Annotated in this window: 18 protein-coding genes; 5 read left to right on the forward strand and 13 right to left on the reverse strand. The window is 74.7% G+C overall.

The genetic code is table 11. The annotated features are described in order from the left end of the window. Positions 1-51: 51 nt before the first annotated feature. Complete coding sequence (locus ACWCOM_RS02770) at positions 52-1,335, reverse strand: saccharopine dehydrogenase NADP-binding domain-containing protein (protein WP_454547208.1); 1,284 nt, start codon at positions 1,333-1,335, stop codon at positions 52-54. 107 nt (positions 1,336-1,442) lie between these two features. On the opposite strand from ACWCOM_RS02770, the gene ACWCOM_RS02775 reads away from it, so the two are divergent. After that, complete coding sequence (locus ACWCOM_RS02775) at positions 1,443-2,327, forward strand: tryptophan-rich sensory protein (protein ID WP_454547209.1); 885 nt, start codon at positions 1,443-1,445, stop codon at positions 2,325-2,327. On the opposite strand, the gene ACWCOM_RS02780 is transcribed toward ACWCOM_RS02775, so the two are convergent. Next, positions 2,324-4,243 carry a glycoside hydrolase family 15 protein gene (locus ACWCOM_RS02780; protein WP_454547210.1) on the reverse strand — a complete coding sequence of 640 codons (1,920 nt, stop codon included), beginning with the start codon at positions 4,241-4,243 and terminating at the stop codon, positions 2,324-2,326. The two genes, ACWCOM_RS02775 and ACWCOM_RS02780, sit on opposite strands and share 4 nt — an antisense overlap. A 34-nt stretch (positions 4,244-4,277) precedes the next feature. Here ACWCOM_RS02780 and ACWCOM_RS02785 point away from each other — a divergent pair, with 34 nt between their 5' ends. Then, on the forward strand, positions 4,278-5,633 hold the full coding sequence (locus tag ACWCOM_RS02785; RefSeq protein WP_454547211.1) for a glucose-6-phosphate dehydrogenase: 1,356 nt from the start codon (positions 4,278-4,280) through the stop codon (positions 5,631-5,633). Positions 5,634-5,674: 41 nt separating this feature from the next. On the opposite strand, the gene ACWCOM_RS02790 is transcribed toward ACWCOM_RS02785, so the two are convergent. Continuing rightward, positions 5,675-6,583 carry a PIG-L deacetylase family protein gene (locus tag ACWCOM_RS02790; RefSeq protein ID WP_454547212.1) on the reverse strand — a complete coding sequence of 303 codons (909 nt, stop codon included), beginning with the start codon at positions 6,581-6,583 and terminating at the stop codon, positions 5,675-5,677. Positions 6,584-6,968: 385 nt separating this feature from the next. Between ACWCOM_RS02790 and ACWCOM_RS02795 the strand changes: the two genes are divergently transcribed. Then, positions 6,969-7,190: a hypothetical protein gene (locus ACWCOM_RS02795; RefSeq protein WP_454547213.1), complete on the forward strand. Its 222-nt coding sequence runs from the start codon at positions 6,969-6,971 to the stop codon at positions 7,188-7,190. A gap of 98 nt (positions 7,191-7,288) precedes the next feature. Here the strand turns inward: ACWCOM_RS02795 and ACWCOM_RS02800 are convergent, their stop codons facing one another. After that, the gene (locus ACWCOM_RS02800) at positions 7,289-8,788 is read right to left on the reverse strand and encodes an FAD-dependent oxidoreductase (RefSeq protein WP_454547214.1); all 1,500 of its coding nucleotides are present in this window, start codon (positions 8,786-8,788) and stop codon (positions 7,289-7,291) included. A gap of 190 nt (positions 8,789-8,978) precedes the next feature. Between ACWCOM_RS02800 and ACWCOM_RS02805 the strand changes: the two genes are divergently transcribed. Continuing rightward, complete coding sequence (locus ACWCOM_RS02805; RefSeq protein WP_454547215.1) at positions 8,979-10,046, forward strand: spore photoproduct lyase family protein; 1,068 nt, start codon at positions 8,979-8,981, stop codon at positions 10,044-10,046. A 96-nt stretch (positions 10,047-10,142) separates the two neighbouring features. On the opposite strand, the gene ACWCOM_RS02810 is transcribed toward ACWCOM_RS02805, so the two are convergent. From ACWCOM_RS02810 to ACWCOM_RS02835, 6 genes are all read right to left on the reverse strand, one after another. After that, positions 10,143-10,493: a cupin gene (locus tag ACWCOM_RS02810; protein ID WP_454547216.1), complete on the reverse strand. Its 351-nt coding sequence runs from the start codon at positions 10,491-10,493 to the stop codon at positions 10,143-10,145. 32 nt (positions 10,494-10,525) lie between these two features. Beyond that, a complete protein-coding gene (locus tag ACWCOM_RS02815; RefSeq protein WP_454547217.1) occupies positions 10,526-11,041 on the reverse strand; it encodes a methylated-DNA--[protein]-cysteine S-methyltransferase in 516 nt (171 codons plus the stop codon). Positions 11,042-11,050: 9 nt separating this feature from the next. Further along, positions 11,051-11,779 carry a hypothetical protein gene (locus tag ACWCOM_RS02820; protein WP_454547218.1) on the reverse strand — a complete coding sequence of 243 codons (729 nt, stop codon included), beginning with the start codon at positions 11,777-11,779 and terminating at the stop codon, positions 11,051-11,053. Positions 11,780-11,783: 4 nt separating this feature from the next. Next, complete coding sequence (locus tag ACWCOM_RS02825) at positions 11,784-12,065, reverse strand: DUF3253 domain-containing protein (RefSeq protein WP_454547219.1); 282 nt, start codon at positions 12,063-12,065, stop codon at positions 11,784-11,786. A gap of 86 nt (positions 12,066-12,151) precedes the next feature. Beyond that, positions 12,152-13,234, reverse strand: coding sequence for an alkene reductase (locus tag ACWCOM_RS02830; protein WP_454547220.1), 1,083 nt, complete (start codon positions 13,232-13,234; stop codon positions 12,152-12,154). A 121-nt stretch (positions 13,235-13,355) separates the two neighbouring features. After that, positions 13,356-14,171: a helix-turn-helix domain-containing protein gene (locus tag ACWCOM_RS02835; RefSeq protein WP_454547221.1), complete on the reverse strand. Its 816-nt coding sequence runs from the start codon at positions 14,169-14,171 to the stop codon at positions 13,356-13,358. Positions 14,172-14,250: 79 nt separating this feature from the next. Here ACWCOM_RS02835 and ACWCOM_RS02840 point away from each other — a divergent pair, with 79 nt between their 5' ends. Beyond that, positions 14,251-14,775, forward strand: coding sequence for a VOC family protein (locus tag ACWCOM_RS02840; protein WP_454547222.1), 525 nt, complete (start codon positions 14,251-14,253; stop codon positions 14,773-14,775). 271 nt (positions 14,776-15,046) lie between these two features. Here ACWCOM_RS02840 and ACWCOM_RS02845 read toward each other — a convergent pair whose 3' ends face one another. The 3 genes from ACWCOM_RS02845 to ACWCOM_RS02855 all read right to left on the reverse strand — a co-directional run bounded on the left by ACWCOM_RS02845 (position 15,047) and on the right by ACWCOM_RS02855 (position 17,758). Beyond that, entirely contained in the window at positions 15,047-15,916 is an 870-nt protein-coding gene (locus tag ACWCOM_RS02845; RefSeq protein ID WP_454547223.1) for a fructosamine kinase family protein, read from the reverse strand. A 75-nt stretch (positions 15,917-15,991) separates the two neighbouring features. Then, complete coding sequence (locus ACWCOM_RS02850; RefSeq protein WP_454547224.1) at positions 15,992-16,324, reverse strand: protealysin inhibitor emfourin; 333 nt, start codon at positions 16,322-16,324, stop codon at positions 15,992-15,994. Between the two features lie 75 nt (positions 16,325-16,399). Beyond that, a complete protein-coding gene (locus ACWCOM_RS02855; RefSeq protein ID WP_454547225.1) occupies positions 16,400-17,758 on the reverse strand; it encodes a M4 family metallopeptidase in 1,359 nt (452 codons plus the stop codon). Positions 17,759-17,782 lie beyond the last annotated feature (24 nt).

Genomic DNA, 17,782 nt, shown 5'->3' on the forward strand with positions numbered 1-17,782 from the left:
GGTGCGCCCCGGTCCCCTTCGTGGGGGCCGGGGCGCACGGCGTGCCCGGCTTCAGCCGACCGTGACGCGCACCCGGGCCGGCCGCAGCGCGTCGAGGTCCCCGTCCAGGGCGAGGGCCGGCGTGGCGGAGCCGAGCGCCGCCCCGGGGACGCCGCGCACCGCCATCCGCAGGGCCAGCTCCGTGGTCAGCCAGGGGGTGGTGCCGTAGCCGGGATTGCCCTGCGCCTCCAGCACCGCGGGGAAGGTGCTCCCCTGGTGGGTGGTGAAGACCCCGCGGGTCGTCCAGGACCAGCCGGTGAGGACGTCCCCCGTCGGGCCGGTGCCCACCTGCGGCAGCCGCGCCGCCAGGACGTCGGCGAGGCGGGCGCGCACCGGGTGCGGCAGGCGGCTGACGAGCCCGGCCAGGAACTGGACCGCGGCCACCGCCGTGGCCGCGGCGAACCGCCCGGCGCCCGGGAGCCCTCCCGCGCGGCCCAGGTCCGCGGCCTCCCGGAACGCGAGGGGGTGGGCGGCGGCCCCGGGCACCGGGCTGCGGGCCTGGGTGCGGTGGACCACCGGCGGGTTGATCGCCGCGAGCGGGCTCATGGGGGCCAGCACCCGGCCGCCGGCGGTCCGGGCGCGCAGGCGCAGCGGACCGGTGCGGCGCACCGCCCCCGGATCGGCGGCGGTGCCGGTGCCCGGCGCCGGCGCGGGCAGGCGCGCGGCGACGTCCCCCATCCGGGCGGGGTCGGGGTCCCGCAGGACCTCGACGAGGCTCTGCAGCGTCCCGCCCGAGACCGACTCCGAGAACCCCGCCCCCGGCGGGGTGCGCACGGAGGTCACGAGGTCCGCGGTGCGCAGGGTCTCCCCGCGGGCGGCGGCGTGCCGGCGGGCGGCGTCCACGAGGACGTCGGCGGGCAGGGCCTCGAAGCCGGCCGTGTGCACCAGGGAGACCCCGGCGGCCCGCGCGGGGGCGTCCAGGTCCCGGTCGGTGCGCCGGGCCAGCTGCGACTCGCCCGTCAGGTCCAGGTAGTGGGTCCCCTCCGCGACGCACGCGGCCAGCACCGGCGGGGCCAGCCGGGTGTAGGGGCCGGCCAGGTTGACCAGGACGTCGGCCCGCCGCACGAACGCGCGCAGGGATCCGGGGTCCGTCACGTCGGCGGGCACGATCTCGGGGGCGGGGATCCCGCGCTCCGCGCACAGGGCGCGCACGCGCTCGGGGTCCCGGGCGCCGACGACGACGTCGACCCCGGCCTCCGGCGCCCGCGCCACGAGGTGGGCCAGTGCCACGCGCCCGGTGATGCCGGTGGCCCCGAGCAGGCCCACGACGGGCCGGGGGTGCTGGGTGGAGTCCATCCGGTCACTCTAGGGGACCGTCCCGCGCGGGTCTCCCCCGGAGCCGGCTCCCAGGTCCGTCCCCTACCGTGGCGGCAGGATCCGCGCCCCTCGAGAAAGGTCCTCCCGTGAGCACCGCCCCCGTCCGCCCCCCTGCCGGACCCGCCCGGACGACCGCCGCGGACCGCGTCCGCCAGGTCGTGGTCACGGTCAGCGAGATCGCGTGCGTGCTGGGCACCCTGGTGGGGATCGGCCTGTTCGGCACCCGGGTCGCGGAGTCCTCCGGCGGCACCCTGGCCGCGGACGCCACCCTGCTCGCCCCGGCGGGCACGGCGTTCTCCATCTGGTCGGTGATCTACCTGGGCCTGTTCGCGTACACGCTCTGGCAGTGGCTGCCCTCGCGCGCCGCCGACCCGCGCGCCCGCGCCACCGGATGGCTCGCGGCGGTCTCCATGCTCCTCAACGCCGGCTGGCTGCTGGTCACCCAGCAGGGGTGGATCCGGCTCAGCGTCGGCGTCATCGTGGCCCTGGCCCTGGTCCTGGGCCTGCTCGTGCAGCGCCTGGCCGAGCTGCCGGACCGGGGCACCCGGCTGGACCGGCTCGTGGTGGACGGCACGTTCGGGCTGTACCTGGGCTGGGTCGCCGTCGCGACGGCGGCCAACGTCGCGGCCGCCCTCGTCGCCTCGGGCGTGCGCCAGGACGGGCCGGGCGCGGAGTGGATCGGCGTGGCCGTGGTGCTCGGTCTGGCCGCGGTGCTGGCGTGGATCCAGCACCGGGTGGGCGGGCGCTGGGCCGTGGCCGCCGCCTCGGCCTGGGGCCTGTCCTGGATCGCGGCCGGCCGGGCCCTGGGCGAGCCCCCGTCGCCGACCCTGGCCTGCGGCGCGGCCCTGGCCGCCGTCCTGGTCGTGGTCGCCACGGCGTCCGCGCGCGGGCGCGCCCCGGCGCCCGGGACGGCCCCGCACGCGGCGGGGCGCACGGAGCGCGGTGCGCGCACGCCGACCGCGCGGAGCTAGGGCGCCGTGCGCTCCTCGAGGTCCTCGCCGGCCCGCGCCCGCACCACGGCGTCCACGGCGCGGATGAAGCCCAGGTGGCTGAACGCCTGCGGGAAGTTCCCGGCCAGCCGCCCGGTGTCGGGGTCGAACTCCTCGGCGTAGAGGCCCAGGTCGTTGGCGTAGCCCGCCAGCTGCTCCAGCAGCTGCCCGGCGTCGTCCACCCGGCCGCTGCGCGCGTACTGCTCCACGAGCCAGAACGTGCAGATGAGGAACGGGTACTCCCCGCCCTCCAGCCCGTCCAGCCCGGAGGCCGTCCGGTAGCGGTGCACCAGCCCGTGCTCACCGCGCAGGTCGGCCTCGATCCGGGCGACCGTGCCGAGCATCCGCGGGTCGTCATAGGCCACGAACCCGGTGTGCGGCAGCTGGAGCAGGGAAGCGTCGACCTCGGTGCCGCCGTAGGTCTGGGTGAAGGTGTTCAGCTCCGCGTCGAAGCCCTGCTCCATGATCTCGGTGCGCAGCCGCTCCCGCAGCTCGTGCCACCGCTGCACCGGCCCGCTCAGGCCGTGCTCCCGCACCGCGCGGATGCCCTGGTCGAAGGCGGCCCACATCATGGCCCGCCCGTGCACGAAGAACGCCGGGTCCCCGCGCATCTCCCAGATGCCGTGGCCGGCGCGGTCGTAGTGGTGCTCGCAGAAGCGCAGCAGGTTCTTCTGCAGCCCCCAGGAGTACTCGTCCTCCGCCACGCCGGCGTCGCGCAGGGCGGCCAGCGCCAGCATGACCTCGCCCACCACGTCGGCCTGGTACTGGCCCACGGCCCCGTTGCCGATCCGCACCGGCGCCGAGTCCTCGTACCCGGCGAGGTGGCCCAGCTCGGTCTCGGCCAGCCGCCGCTCCCCGGCCAGGCCGTACATGATCTGCACCTGGTCGGGATCCCCGGCCACGGCCCGCAGCAGCCAGTTGCGCCAGTGCAGCGCGCCGTCGGTGAAGTCGTGGGCGACGAGCACCTCGATGGTCAGGGCCGCGTCGCGCAGCCAGGTGTAGCGGTAGTCCCAGTTGCGCACCCCTCCGAACTCCTCGGGCAGGGAGGTGGTGGGAGCGGCCACGATCCCGCCGGTGCCGCGGTGGGTGAGCGCCCGCAGCACGAGCAGGGAGCGCAGCACGGCCTGCTCGTGGCGCTTGTGCGTGCTCACGTGGGAGGACCACTCGGTCCAGAACGTGACGGCCTGGTCCAGGGCCCGGGCGGGGTCCACCGGCCGGGGCAGCGGGTGGTGGGACTCGTACCAGGTCAGCGCCCAGTCGAGGCACTCCCCGGCGGAGAGCGCGAACCGCCCGGCCAGCCGGTCGGACACCCCGCCCGCGTCCTGGTCGGGCCGGCCGGGCTCCTCCGCCGCCGCGCCCGGCGGCGGCCCGGCCTCGTGGGCGTGCAGCATGGGCCCGGTCAGCAGCAGGGCGTCGGGGCCGGCGATCGAGAGCAGCCCGCAGGTGCCGTCCGCGTCCACCGCCACGCGCCGGGTCCAGGGCAGGGCGCGGTTGTAGTCGAAGCGGATCCGCAGGTCGTGCTCCACCTCCACCGTCCCGGCGGTGCACTCGACCCGGCGCACCAGGTCGGCGTGGTCGGGGTGGCCCTCCGGTCCGCCCGGGGGCAGGAAGTCGGTGACCACGGCGGTGCCGGTGGGGGTGCGCCACGTGGTCTCGAGCACGAAGGTGCGGGGCAGGTAGCGGCGGGAGGCGACCTCGCCGTCGACGGCGGAGAGCTTCCAACGCCCGTCCTCGGGGCCGCCGAGCAGGGCGGCGAAGACCGACGGGGAGTCGAACCGGGGGAAGCACAGCCAGTCCACGCTCCCGTCGCGGGACACCAGCGGGCCGGTGTGCAGGTCGGACAGGAGGGCGTAGTCCTCCAGGGGCGTGGACGGGGACCGCCGGGATTCGTTGCTCATGCGACCAGTCAACCAGCCGGGGTAGCGTGCTGGTATGACGCCCATCAGGACCCTGGTCATTCTCGGCGCCACCGGCGACCTCACCTCCCGCCTGCTCCTGCCGGGGCTGGGCACGCTGCTCAGCTCGCAGCCGGATTTGCGGATCGACGTCGTCGGCTCCTCGCGCGAGCCCGCGGACGGCTGGGAGCGGGTGGTCGCCGAGGCCTTCGACGCCGTCGGCGCCTCCGGGCCCGCCGCCGCGCACACCCGGGAGACGGCTCGCTACGTGGCCGGCGACGTCACCGACGCCGGGGACCTCGCCGGCCTGCTCGACGCCGCGGAGGGCCCGGTCTGCCTGTACTTCGCCCTGCCGCCGGCCGTCACCGCCCGGGCCTGCGAGGTCATGGCCGGGATGGACCTGCCCGACGACCTGGTGCTGGCCCTGGAGAAGCCGATCGGCTCGGACACGGAGACCGCCCGGGAGCTCAACCGTCTCGTGGGCCGGCTCGTGCCCGAGGAGCGCACCTTCCGGGTGGACCACTTCCTCGGCATGCCGGCGGTGCTCAACTTCGTGGGGCTGCGCTTCGCCAACCGGCTGCTGGAGCCGCTGATGAACAGGGACCACGTGGAGTCCGTCGAGATCGTGTTCGACGAGACCCTCGGCCTGGAGGGGCGCGCGGGCTTCTACGACTCCACGGGCGCGCTGCGGGACATGGTCCAGTCCCACCTGCTGCAGGTGATGGCCCTGGTCATGATGGAGCCGCCGTCCTCCTTCGACCAGGTGGAGATCCCCACGCTGACCAGCCACGTGCTGCGGGCCGCGAAGCCCTGGCGGGGCGACCCCGCCCGGGCCGCGGTCCGCGGCCGGTACACGGCCGGCACCGTGGGCGGCCGGGAGCTGCCCGACTACACGGCCGAGGAGGGGGTGGACCCGAGCCGCGGCACGGAGACGTTCGCCCAGCTCGTCCTCGAGGTCGACACCTGGCGCTGGAACGGTGTGCCGGTCACCCTGCGCTCGGGCAAGGCCGTGGGCCGTCCGCGCCAGGAGATCGCCATCACGTTCCGCCGCCCGCCGCACGACTACGACCAGCTGCCCCGCTCCGGGGACGTCGCCCCGGACGTGCTGCGGATGGGTCTCGAGGAGGAGCAGCTGTCCCTGGAGCTGAACGTGGGCGGCCCCTTCGACTCCCGCGGACTGACGCGGGTGACGCTCTCCTCGGGGATGGCCCGGCCGGGCCTGACCGCCTACGGCAGCGTGCTGCGCGGCATCCTCGAGGGCGACCACACCTTCAGCGTCCGCGGGGACGCGGCCGAGCAGGGCTGGCGGATCGTCGACGAGGTGCTGGCCGCCTTCGAGGACGGCCGCGTGCCGCTGCTCGACTACCCCGCGGGCAGCTCCGGGCCGGTCTGAGGGCCGGCCCGGAGCTCAGCGCCCAGGAGCCCGGTCACCGCTCACAGGTCGCCGATGGCGGAGCCGAGCAGGCGCACCGGCTCGAAGGCCTCGGCGTTGGTGTTCTTCGCCTGCGCGCCCCGGAAGGCGGCCATGCCCCGCACCCGCCCCGGGGTCATGTACGGCTTGCCGGCCTGGTCCCGGTGGGAGAGCACGGCCTCGACCTTCACGTCCACGTAGCCGTCGATGTCCACGAACACCGACGGGTCGAAGTCGCGGGTCACCGAGGGGGACTCGAAGCACAGGATGGAGTGGTGGGCCCGCGCGGCGCGCAGCGTCGCCTGGTGCACCGCGTAGTGGTCCTGGTGCTGGTCATGGGCCGAGTGCGTGAAGATCACATCGGGCTGGAACTCCTTGATCGCGGCCTCGATGGCCCGCACCAGGTCGTTGGTCACCGTCTCCAGCTTGGTGTCCGGGAAGTCGTGCACCCGCAGGCCCGACAGGCCCAGGAACGAGGCGCCGTGCTGGGCCTCGGCCGGGCGCAGCGACGCGTTGCCGCCGACCTCCCCGGAGCTCATCACCAGGCCGCGGACCTCGTGGCCGGTGTCCACCAGCTTGGCCAGGGTCGCCCCGCAGGCCAGCTCGAGGTCGTCCGGGTGCGCCCCCACGGCCAGCACCCGGCGGCGCTGCACCACGGTGGCCGCCGGGATCCGCCGCTCGGCGATGGCGAAGCCGAAGACGCCGGTGGCGACCAGCGTCGAGACGGCGATCGCGTCGCAGACCAGCGTCACCGGCATGACCGTGGCGCACCACAGGTTCAGCGCCAGCAGCACCGAGTAGACGACGACGATCGCCCGGCGCAGTCCCCTGGCGCCGACGATGAACCGCTTGTGGCGCTTGTAGTTCGCGTCCGGCAGCACGTAGGCGAGGACGACGGCGCTCAGCAGAGCGCCCACGACGGATGGCAGCATGTTTCCCCCCAGAAATCATCAGCTCGACCCGGGCACTCCGTCGCGCCCGGGCCGTCGACGCCACCGGCCCCCCGACCGGTTCGGCGTCCACCCGACGACGGTGGTGGCCGGTGCGTCGGGTATGGATCAGTTTGCATGAGGAAACACATTTTTGCATCGGCTAACGCGGTTTTCGGGGACCACACATCTGGCCACAACCGCGGCACCGCCGAAGGAGGCGCGCCCTCAGTGACCGCCGGCCCTCGAGGGCCGGCGGACCCCGGGAACGGCCGCCCACTTTTATCGTCAGCCTGCTTTCCTATTTGCCGGATTCGTGTGAGACTGGGCGGACACGGCTCGACGAGCTCACCTTCGACGGTGACCACCACAGGAAAGAGGAACCTCCATGATCAGCACGATCCAGAACCTCGGTGTCCGTAGCGAGCACGCCTACGCGGCCGGCTTCGCGTCCATCGGCCTGTCCGTCCTGTCCTGGGCGGCCAGCCTCGGCAAGAGCAAGTCCAAGCCGCAGGCCGACCGCTGGGGCCTGTTCGTGGGCGAGTGGACGCCGACCTTCTTCGCGATCGGCGTCGCGCTGAAGCTCGAGGAGAGCTCCTCCAAGAAGTAGCCTTCTCCCCCGGCGCGGCGCACGGCACGCCTGCTGCAGGAGCACCGACGGCCCCCACCGATCGCGGTGGGGGCCGTCGTCGTGTCCGCGACGCGGGGTCAGCCGTCGATCCGCGGGAGGTCCTTGACCGCGGGGCCCTCCAGCAGGGCGCCGTCGGCGGCGAAGCGGGAGCCGTGCAGCGGGCAGTCCCAGGACCGTTCGGCGTCGTTCCAGCGCAGCACCCCACCGAGGTGGGTGCACACCCCGGAAACCCGGCACGTCTTCCCGTCGACCGTGGACACGGCCACGGGGCGCCCGCGCTCACGGCCGACGACGCCGGTCCCCTCCGCCGGCGCGCCGGCCGGCAGCTCCTTCAGCTCGGCCTTCAGCCAGTCCTTCGGGGCGTTGAGGCCCACGCTCGCGTTGAACTTCAGGGCGGTGAGCACGTCCGACGGCGAGGTCACCCGCCGGCCCAGGGTCTGTGCCCACGGCACGCTGCCGCCGAGGATCTCGCTGCTGAGCGCGATCGCGGCGGCGACGGCGTTGCTCATCCCCCACTTGTTGTAGCCCGTGGCCAGGTAGATGTTGCCCCCACCGCGCGGCAGGGCGCCGATGAAGGGGATGACGTTGATCGACTCGTAGTCCTGCGCGGCCCAGGCGTGGGTGCGCTCGGCGCCGGGGAAGTGCCGCTGGGTCCACTCCTCCAGGTCGTCCACCGCCGCCTGCGGTGAGGCGGAGCGTCCCACCACGTGGTCGTTGCCGCCCACGAGCAGCAGCTCCTGCCCGTCGACCGGAACGGTGCGCAGCGTGCGCGTGGGGCTGTCCGCGGTGATGTACATCCCCTCCGGGATCGACCCCGGCGCGCCGGGGACCCGGTAGGTCAGGGCGTAGGAGCGGTTCGGGGAGACCTTCGCGAAGTACGCACCGCGGTCCAGCACCGGGATGCCGGTGGCGAGCACGAGCCGGTCGGCCCGGACGGAGCCCTCCGAGGTGCGCACGGTCAGGGGCGAGCGGACTCCCGCGCCCGTGATGCGCACGCCCTCCACGAGGGTGCCGCCGCGCTCGCGCAGCTCGGCGACGAGGGCGCCGAGCACCTCCATGGGGTGGAACTGGACCTGGTCCGGCAGCGTGATCGCCCCCGCGACCTCGTAGGGCAGGCCGGTGTCGCTGCTCCAGCTCACGTGCAGGTCCGCCGCGTGGGCGGCTTCGAGCTCCTTGCGCAGCTGCGCGGCGCCCTTCGACGTCGTGGCGTAGGTGTAGGCGGCGCGGCGCTGGAAGGGGACGCCGCGCTCCTCGAGGTAGCGGACCAGCCAGGACTGCCCCTCCCGGTTGCCCTCCACGTAGGCCCGCAGCACCTCGTCGGACTGGTGCCGGCGGATCTGGGAGAGCGTGGTGCCCTGCAGCAGGGACAGCTTCGCCGTGGTGTTGCCCGTGGTCACCGCGCCCACGGAGCGCGCCTCGAGGACGGCGACGCGCTGCCCCGCGCGGGCCAGCAGGACCGCGGTGGTCAGCCCGGTGAGCCCGGCCCCCGCGACCACGGTGTCGTAGTGCGCGCCGGGGACGAACGGGTCCGACGCCGCGGACGGCACCTCGTAGGTGTCGAGCCATACGGATTTCATGGGGTTGCTCCCTCGTGGTCGGTGCGGATCGGCGGACGGGGCGCTGCGGGGGCGGCGGGCCCCGATCGGCGCGGCACCCGCGCGGGGGTCGTGCGGACGGCACGGCCGCTCCCGCGGGCGGTCATGGTGCCATCCTGTCCGCCCGGGAGTGGTAAGTCCACTGTCGGAGGGGGACCCTAGACTCGTTGGCATGCCCCCGGATCCGTCACTGGTCGACATCACCCGCATCTACTACGAGCCGGCGGCGGCCGAGCTGCCCCGCGGCCGGGAGGTGCTCGAGCGGTGGCCGGACGCCACCCTGGTGGAGGTCCCCAGCCACTGGCAGATCCCGGAGCTGCACGGGGACGAGACCAACGTGCGGCGGTGGGTGCGGATCAAGCGCGAGGCGCTGGTCCTGGGCGTGAAGAAGTCGCTGGCGGCGCGGCCCAACGGCCGGTCCGCGGACTTCATCGCGCCGTCCACGGCCAACGGATGCGCCATGGCCTGCGCCTACTGCTACGTGCCGCGCCGCAAGGGGTACAGCAACCCGGTGACGGTCTTCGCCAACATCGAGCAGATCAGCGGCTACCTGGACCGGCACATCCGCCGGCAGGGCGTGAAGCCGGAGCCCAACCAGTGCGATCCGGCCGCGTGGGTCTACGACCTGGGCGAGAACAGCGACTGCTCGGCGGACGCGCTGTTCAGCGACAACGTGCGCGACCTCGTGGACCTGTTCCGCGGCCACCCGACGGCGAAGGCGTCCTTCGCCACGAAGTACGTCAACCGGGAGCTGCTGGACTGGGACCCGCAGGGGCGGACCCGGGTGCGGTTCTCGCTGATGCCGGAGCGCCTGGCCAAGCTGACGGACATCCGCACGACCCCCGTGCCCGAACGGATCGCGGCGATCGACGACTTCGTGGCGGCCGGGTACGAGGTGCACGTGAACTTCTCCCCGGTGATCGTCACGGACACGTGGCTGGAGGACTGGGCGGAGCTCTTCGACCAGCTCGACGCCGGTCTGGGCGCCGCGGCCAAGGAGCAGCTCGCCGCGGAGGTCATCTTCCTGACCCACAACGCCCAGCTGCACGAGGTCAACACGCAGTGGCACCCCAAGGCCGAGGAGGTGCTGTGGCGCCCGGACCTCCAGGAGGCGAAGCGGTCGCAGAACGGAGCGCTGAACGTGCGCTACCGGTTCCGGGACAAGCAGCGCTACCTGGAGGAGTTCCTGGACCTGCTGCACCGCAGGCTGCCGTACTGCGAGGTCCGCTACGCGTTCTGAGCCGCGCCCGCCGAACCGAGCATGCCGGACGAGGCATACGACAGGGGCATCCCGCGCGTCCGGCGCGGAGGCACCTTGGTGAGCGGCGACCCGCCTTCAGGCGACCCGGGGATCGTAGCCGTCCGAGGGCCGGGAGACCGTGGTCAGCAGGAAGACCGAGTCCTCCAGGGCCTCCACGGAGTGCCGCGAGTCGGTGAGGGACAGCAGGTCCCCGGGGGCGAGCTCCTCGGCGAGCTGGCCGCGCTTGAGCACGCGGATCCGGCCGTGCAGCAGCTGGAGCGTGGCGGCCGGCGGAGCCACGTGCTCGGCGAGCTCCCGGCCGGAGCACAGCGCCATGACCGTCAGGCGCAGGACGCCGTCGTGGACCACCAGTTCCGTGCTGCGTCCGCTGACGGCCGCGCGGGCCTTCGCCAGGTTGGCGCCGGCAAGGTCGTCGAGGCGGGGCATGGGTCCTCCTGGTGGGGCGGCGTCCGGACGGGTCAGAGCAGGGCGCCCTCGAGGCGCAGCAGGTATTCCTTGCGTGCCATGCCGCCGGCGTAGCCGGTGAGCCGGCCGTTCGCGCCGATGATCCGGTGGCAGGGGACGAGCAGGCTGACGGGGTTGCGGCCGTTCGCCGCGCCCACCGCCTGGGCCGCCCGGGGGGCGCCGATCGTGCGGGCGAGCTGCCCGTAGGTGCCGGTCGTCCCGTACGGGACCTGGGCGAGGGCGTTCCACACCCGCACCTGGAACGGGGTGCCGTGGAGCACGACGTCGGCGTCGAACTCCCGGAGCCGGCCCGCGAAGTAGGCGTCCAGCTGCTCGCGCACGTGCGGCAGCACGTCGTCGTCCCGGGCGCCGAAGGAGTCGGGGACGGGTCCCTGCCGGGCCCCCTCGACGGACAGCGCCGCGAGCGCACCGTCCTCCTCGACGAGGGCCAGCGGGCCGATGGGTGATTCCACCAGGGCGTGGCGGCGGGTCGCCGAGGCGGAAGGAGCCGGGCTCAGTCTCAGTCCCATGGCGCCAGTCTACGTCCGGCGCGGCTCGTCCCCCGGGATGCGGGCGAGGCTGTAGGAGGGTTCGCGCAGGCGGTAGGTCCAGTCGTAGTTCTCGGCGCCCGTGGGGACGTTGAGCAGGGGGTCGAAGCGCTCGTCGTCGCCGAACGGCGTGCCCGGGGAGAGCTCCACGGTGGCGAAGCGGCGCCACGGGCCCAGCGGGGTGGCCCAGGACAGGCTCAGCCGCCAGGGCTCGGCCGCCACGGAGGCCCGGAACCGGTCGGGGCGAGCGGGCAGCGGTTCCGACCGGGGCTGCGGGTGCGCGGCCAGCAGGACCGGGCCGTTCAGGCCGCGGTAGGGCATGAAGGACGTGAACGGGCTCTCCGGGACGTAGCGGTGGAGGGTCGGCACGAACCGGGAGAGCCGTCCGTTGCCGGCGGTGGCGAGCAGGAGGTCGGCGCGGCCGTCGCTGCGGCCGTCGATCTGCCCGGAGGGCGGCACCGGGCAGCGCAGGGCGAGGCCCAGGATGTCGGGCCACCCGTGCGGGAAGCCGGCGGAGCGGGAGAACCGGGCCCGCACGGGGTCCTCGCCGGCCTCGTCGATCCACCGGATGCCGCTGGACCCGCCGCCGGTGCGGGTGAGGACGCCCTCCAGCCCGGCGCCCTCGGAGTGGATGGGCCGCTGCGGCCGGACCTGCTTGAGCAGGACGAACGGCACGCGGAGTGCGGAACCGAGCAGGGCACTGAGAGGGGCGGTCGTCATGGGCTCACGGTACCCGTGGCGGGGGTCCGGGCGGTCGACGGAGTCGGACGCGGATCGGCCCGCGCGCCGACCGGCCGTCGACCGCACGGCCCTGCTGGGTGATGTCCACGAGCCCGTCGTCGGCCAGTCGGTACGCCTCCTGCCGCACGTCCTCCATCAGCTCCCGCCAGCGGGCGGGGGCCAGGACCCGGGCCGCCTCGGAGGGGCAGATGGTCTTGTCCGCGCCGCGACGGCGCACCAGCTCGAGCAGCACCGAGCGCATCTCGGCGGGTGACGGGGTGCTCACAGGCGGCTCCTCTGCGGGCGGGCACAGCACGGGTCCGGCACCCGCACCGGTGCCGGTGCGGGTGCCGGTGGGGCAACGGTACCGGCTCAGGCCTCCGCGAAGGGGTAGTCGGTGTAGCCCTCGGCGCCCTGGGAGTAGAAGGTCTGCGGGTTCGGCACGTTCTCGGCGAGGCCCTCGGCCCACCGGCGGGCCAGGTCGGGATTGGCGATCGCGGGACGGCCGACGACGACGCCGTCCGCCACGTCCTCCTCGAGCAGCCGGACGCCCTCCTCACGGCTGGTGGGGGTCCCGAAGCCGCTGTTGGCGAGGAACACCCCGCCGAAGGCGCGGCGCAGCCCCTGCACCAGCTCGCCCTCCGGCTCGCGGTGCAGGACCGAGAGGTAGGCCAGTCCCAGGTCGGCCAGGCCGGCCGCCAGGGCGGTGTAGGTGGCCACGACGTCCGCGTGCTCGAGCTCCCAGGCGTCCTGGATGTTGTGCTCCGGGGAGATCCGCAGCCCGACCCGCTCCGCGCCGATCTCCTCGACCACGGCCCGCACCACCTCGAGCACGAAGCGCGCACGGTTCTCGGGCGTGCCGCCGTACTCGTCGGTGCGCTGGTTGGCGCCCGGGGCGAGGAACTCGTGCAGCAGGTAGCCGTTGGCGCCGTGGAGCTCCACGCCGTCCAGGCCGGCCTCGACCGCGTTGCGGGCGGCCCGCACGAAGGAGTCGACCACGCCGGGCAGCTCCTCGGCGGTCAGGGCGTGCGGCACGGGCAGCGCGGACTTCCCGCGGTAGGTGTGGATCTCGCCCTCGATGGCGACCGCGCTGGGTGCGACCGGCTGGGCGCCGCCGTTGAGGTCCGGGTGGGAGACCCGGCCGGCGTGCATGACCTGCATGAAGATCCGCCCGCCGGCGGCGTGCACGCTGTCGGCCACGCGCCGCCAGCCCTCGACCTGCTCGGGGGTCTGGATGCCGGGCTGGAAGGCGAAGCCCTGCCCGACCACGTCCGGGTAGGTGCCCTCGGTGACGATGAGGCCCATCGAGGCGCGCTGGGTGTAGTGCTCCACGTTGAGCTCGCCGGGGACGCCGTCGCGGCCGGAGCGCATCCGGGTCAGCGGCGCCATGACGAGACGGTTCGGCAGCTGCAGGGAGCCGAGATCGAGCGGGGTGGTCAGGGAGGACTTCGGCACGGGAAACCTTTCATCAGGGAACTGCTTCTTTCCGTGTCAACGGGATCGGGGGCCCAGATATTTTCGTTCCCGGTGTCTCGTGCCTCACACCCGCGGCCGGGGACGGCACCGGCACCTCGTCCTATCCCGGGCGCGAGCGGCCGTAGCCGCGCGGGGTGGCCCCCAGGACCGAGCGGAACTCCCGGGTGAGATGGGCCTGGTCCGCGAAACCGAGGTCCCCGGCGAGCGCCCCCAGGTCCGCGCCCGGGTCCGCGCGCATCCGTTCGGCGGCCTCCTGGAGCCGGCGACGGCGCAGCAGCCGCTGCGGCGGCATCCCCACGAACCGGGCCGCGAGCCGCTGCAGGGAGCGCACGGACACGTGCAGCTCCCGCGCCAGGTCGTCCGGGCTGCGCATCCCGGTGTCCGCCTCGACCAGCTCCACCAACCGGTTGGCCAGGGCGCCGTCCCGTGCGGCCTCCGGGGGCAGGACTGCCGCCCGGGCGCGGACGTGGTCCACCAGCAGCGCCGCGGCGCGCTCCCGCCGGGCGGCGGCGTCCCCGGCCGGCACGGCTGCGGACATCAGCTCCGCCACGGCACGGTGCAGTCCCGGCGCCTCGTGCGGCGCCGACGCGTCGAGCAGACCGGCCGGTCGCTGCGTGAAGAGCAGGACCCCCGCCGGGCGCAGCAGGGCGCCGACCGCCCAGCCCCGCCCGGTCAGCAACCGGGTGGACGCGCGGGTCGTGGGCCCGTGCAGCGCCACCCCGTCCGGTTCGACCACCACGTTGCTCGCCGGGTACCCGAGCACCAGCTGCTCGACGCGCTCCCCCGCCGGCAGGTCCCACTCCGGGATCCACAGCTGCCGGACGAGGTGGGCGACGTCGTCGGGCGCGGGAAGGCGCGTCACCGTGGCCTGCGGTCCCGGGGTGAGATGGCCCCGCGTGGTGGGCGGCTCGCTCATGTCCCGAGCGTAGCCAGCCATCCTCCGGCGTGGCGGGAATCTTCAAGACCGCGCCGAGGCCGCGCCCTAGGCTCGCGGCATGAGCACAGAACAGAGCGTCCGCGGCGTCACCGGCGCGCACACGACCGACGGCACCCCGCGCGGCTTCACCGCCCTCACCCCGTTCCTCGCCGTGGTGGACGCCGCCGCGGCGATCGACTTCTGCACCCGCGTCTTCGGGGCCGTCCTCGTGGACCGCACCGACATGCCCGGCCCCGGCGGGACGCCCGTGGTGGTGCACGCGACCCTCGACCTCGGCGACGGACGCCTCCAGCTCGGCGAGGCCCATCCCGCCTTCCGCCTCGTCCCGCCGCCGGACAGCGATGACGCCTGCTACTCCCTGGGCCTCTACGTCCCGGACGTCGACGACGTGGTGGCGCGCGCCGTCGCGGCCGGTGCCACGGTGCGCGAACCCGTCAGCACGTTCGTCTCCGGGGACCGGTACGGCAGCGTCCGCGATCCGTTCGGCATCCGCTGGTCGATCATGACGCGGGTCGAGGACCTCTCCGACGAGCAGAGCAGCGCCCGCGTGGCCGAGTGGGCGGCGTCCGCCGGCCAGGAGTGAAGCCCGCGTCCGCCGGACCCGGGCGCAGGCGGGGACGGGGAGCGCCAGGGCCTCGCGCCGGACGCCGGGTCCGGATCCCGTGCGCGGACTCCTCGGTACCGCGCACGGGACCCGGCTCCCGGGACACGTCGCCGGTCGCCGCCCCCCGGCTCGCGACCGGCGACCGCCAGCACTCCCTGGCGTCCCGGGGATCCCCCGCGGGACCCAGACAACCAGCGCGGCCTGAAGCGCACCTGAAGCGAGGCGCCGCAGGCCGCTCCCACGCCGCGGCTCAGCCCCGCAGCCGCCGCAGCGCCCTCGTCGCCGCGTCCCCGTAGCCACCGCCGAACCGCACGGCGTGCACCAGCAGCGGCGGGAGCTGGTACCACGGCACCCGGTCCTCCCAGCCCGGGGCGAGCGGGTGCTGCGCACGGTAGGCGGCCAGGCACTGCTCGCCGAAGCCGCCGAACAGCAGCATCATCGCGATGTCGACCTCCCGGTGCCCCCAGTACGCCGACGGGTCGATCAGCCAGTTCCGTCCCTCGGCGTCCACGAGCCGGTTGCCGGCCCAGAGGTCCCCGTGCACGAGCGTCGGCGGCTCGTCGGGCCCGGCGAGCTCGCGGGCCCGCGGCGCGAGCTCCTCGAGCAGGTCGGCGGCACCCGGGTCGATCCGGCCGGAGGCGACCGCGTCCCGCATCAGCGGACGGATCCGCCGCTCCAGCAGGAGCTCCGCCCAGTCCTGCGTCGGGGACAGGTCCACCGCGAAGGAGCCGATCCGCCCGGGCAGATCCGGGGTCAGCGCGCCGAAGGCCGGCCCCCGGGCACGGTGCAGGTCCGCCAGAGCCCGCCCGAAGGCCTCCTCGGTCCCGGGTCGGCGGGGGCCGGCGGCCTCCTCGACCCACTCGAGGACGATGCCGTCCTCCGTCCAGCGCACGACCTCCGGCACCCCGAGGGCCTCCGGTGCGTGCTCCCGGAGGGCGTGCAGCCCGGCGACCTCCACCGCCATCATGCCGGCGGGCGGATCCGCCATCGTCTTGGCGAACAGGGGGCCCCGGGGCGTCTCGAGGCGGAACGCGGCGGCGGTGTCCCCGCCGCCGAGCGGGTGGGCGCGGCGGACGCCGAGGCCGTCGACGAGGTCAGGGGGCAGGTCCGGGGAGGTCATGCCTCCTGTTCTACTGCATGGCCGGCCGCACGGAGTCGGCGCGCACGACGGAGGGCCGCGGCGTCCGGGAGCGCCTCACCGTGCGCCGCCGACCTCCCCCTGGTCGGCGCAGTCGCGCAGGCGCGCCAGCAGCTCCCGGGCCACCGGGTCCTGGTCGAACTCGCCCACCACGAGGCGCCGCACCCCGGAGGCCTCCTGGACCTCGATGACGTAGGTCTGCTGGTCGGCCGCGCCCTCCGGGACGGTCGGGCCGGTCGAGGACAGCCGGTGCGTGCAGACGGTGTCGAAGAGGCCGAGCAGCTCGTCGCGCCGGGCCGGGGGCAGGGCCTCCGTCTCGAAGGCCCGTTCCGCGGCCAGGCCGGGGAAGAAGGCGATGCCGCCTTCCACGTGGTAGCGCACTCTCGCCATGGAGGACACCGTCCCTTCCTCGGCCGCGGACGGTCCGGGCGCCCCCGCGCGGAGGGGTGGCGGGCCCGGGTCGGATCACCTCCCGAGTGTAGTCGCGGCACCCGGCCGGGTCAGGTGCCAGCACCCGTCCGCTCCCGTGAAGGTGGACATGGCACCGGTGGCGACGTCACCGACCAGGGTGCCGGCGTACTGGGCCGGACCGTCGTCGAAGCTCAGCAGCAGCGTGCCGTCCTGCTGGTGCCACCGGCCCGAGAGGTCACCGGTGAAGGAACCATCCTCGTGGAACGCCAGGCACGCACGCGCCCAGGAGCCCGTGCAGCCCCAGCTGTAGTGCAGCACCCAGGCGTCCGCGGTCGGTTCCGCGGCGGGCGCGATCTCCGCCGCGATGCCGACCTGCTGCCAGGCGTCCTCCACCACCGCCCGCTCCGCGGGGCCGTGCAGCGCGGCGGCGTGCTTGAGCGTGAGCCGCGCGAAGTCCTGGAAGCGGGCGACCCGGCGCAGGCGCCGCAGCTCGGGGTCCCGCATCGCGGCGTACCAGATCCCGCCGGCCTTCTCCCAGGTGTGCCCGCCCAGTCCGGTCGCCGCCAGGTAGAAGGCCCGGTTGGGGATGCCGGAGTTGATGTGCACGCCGCCGTTGTCGCTGAGCGTCTCCACGAAACGGGACATGTGGTCCGGCTGGGGGTCCTTGCCGAGCACGGCGTCGTCGAACGCCGTTCCGGGCGCCTTCATCGAGCGCAGGCCGACGCCGTCGACGGCGCTCGTGAACAGCCCGGCCCCGATGATCCAGTCGGCCTCCGCGGCGGTCTGCCGGGGCACCGCGACGTACTGCTTGACCATGGCCCCGATGACGTCGGAGAAGTGCTCGTTGAGCGCCCCGGCCTGGTGCAGGTACAGGAGGTCGGACTCGTGCGTGGTGACACCGTGGCCCAGCTCGTGGCCGATGACGTCCACGGCCGCCGTGAAGCGGTTGAAGTGCCGGCCGTCCCCGTCGCCGAAGATCATCTGCCGCCCGTCCCAGGCCGCGTTGTTGTACTTGCTCCGATAGTGCACCGTGGCGAGCAGCGGCATGCCGGCGTCGTCGAGCGAGTGCCGCCCGAAGACCTCCCGCAGGAGCTGGGCCGTGGCGCCCAGCCCGTCGTACGCCTCGTCCACGGCGGGATCGCCGGTGGGCGGCTCCCCCTCGGAGCGCACCGGGGTGCCGGGCAGCTCGCCGGTGTTGCGGGCCGTGTGGACCGTGCGGCTCGTGGAGGCCGCCGCCCGCCCCCCGACCCCGCCCGCGGACAGGTCCGTGAGCAGCCGCTCGGCCCGGACGGTCGTGTCCACGGACAGGGCGGCCAGGGCGTTCCTGCGGGTCGGCTCGTCGCCGTGCTCGGCCATGTGCTCGTGCACGAACGGCGGAATGACACCGCAGAGGGCTCCGTGGGGGTGGTGCATGGCGCTCTCCTCCCGACGCTCGCG

This window comes from Kocuria sp. KH4, assembly GCF_053711175.1.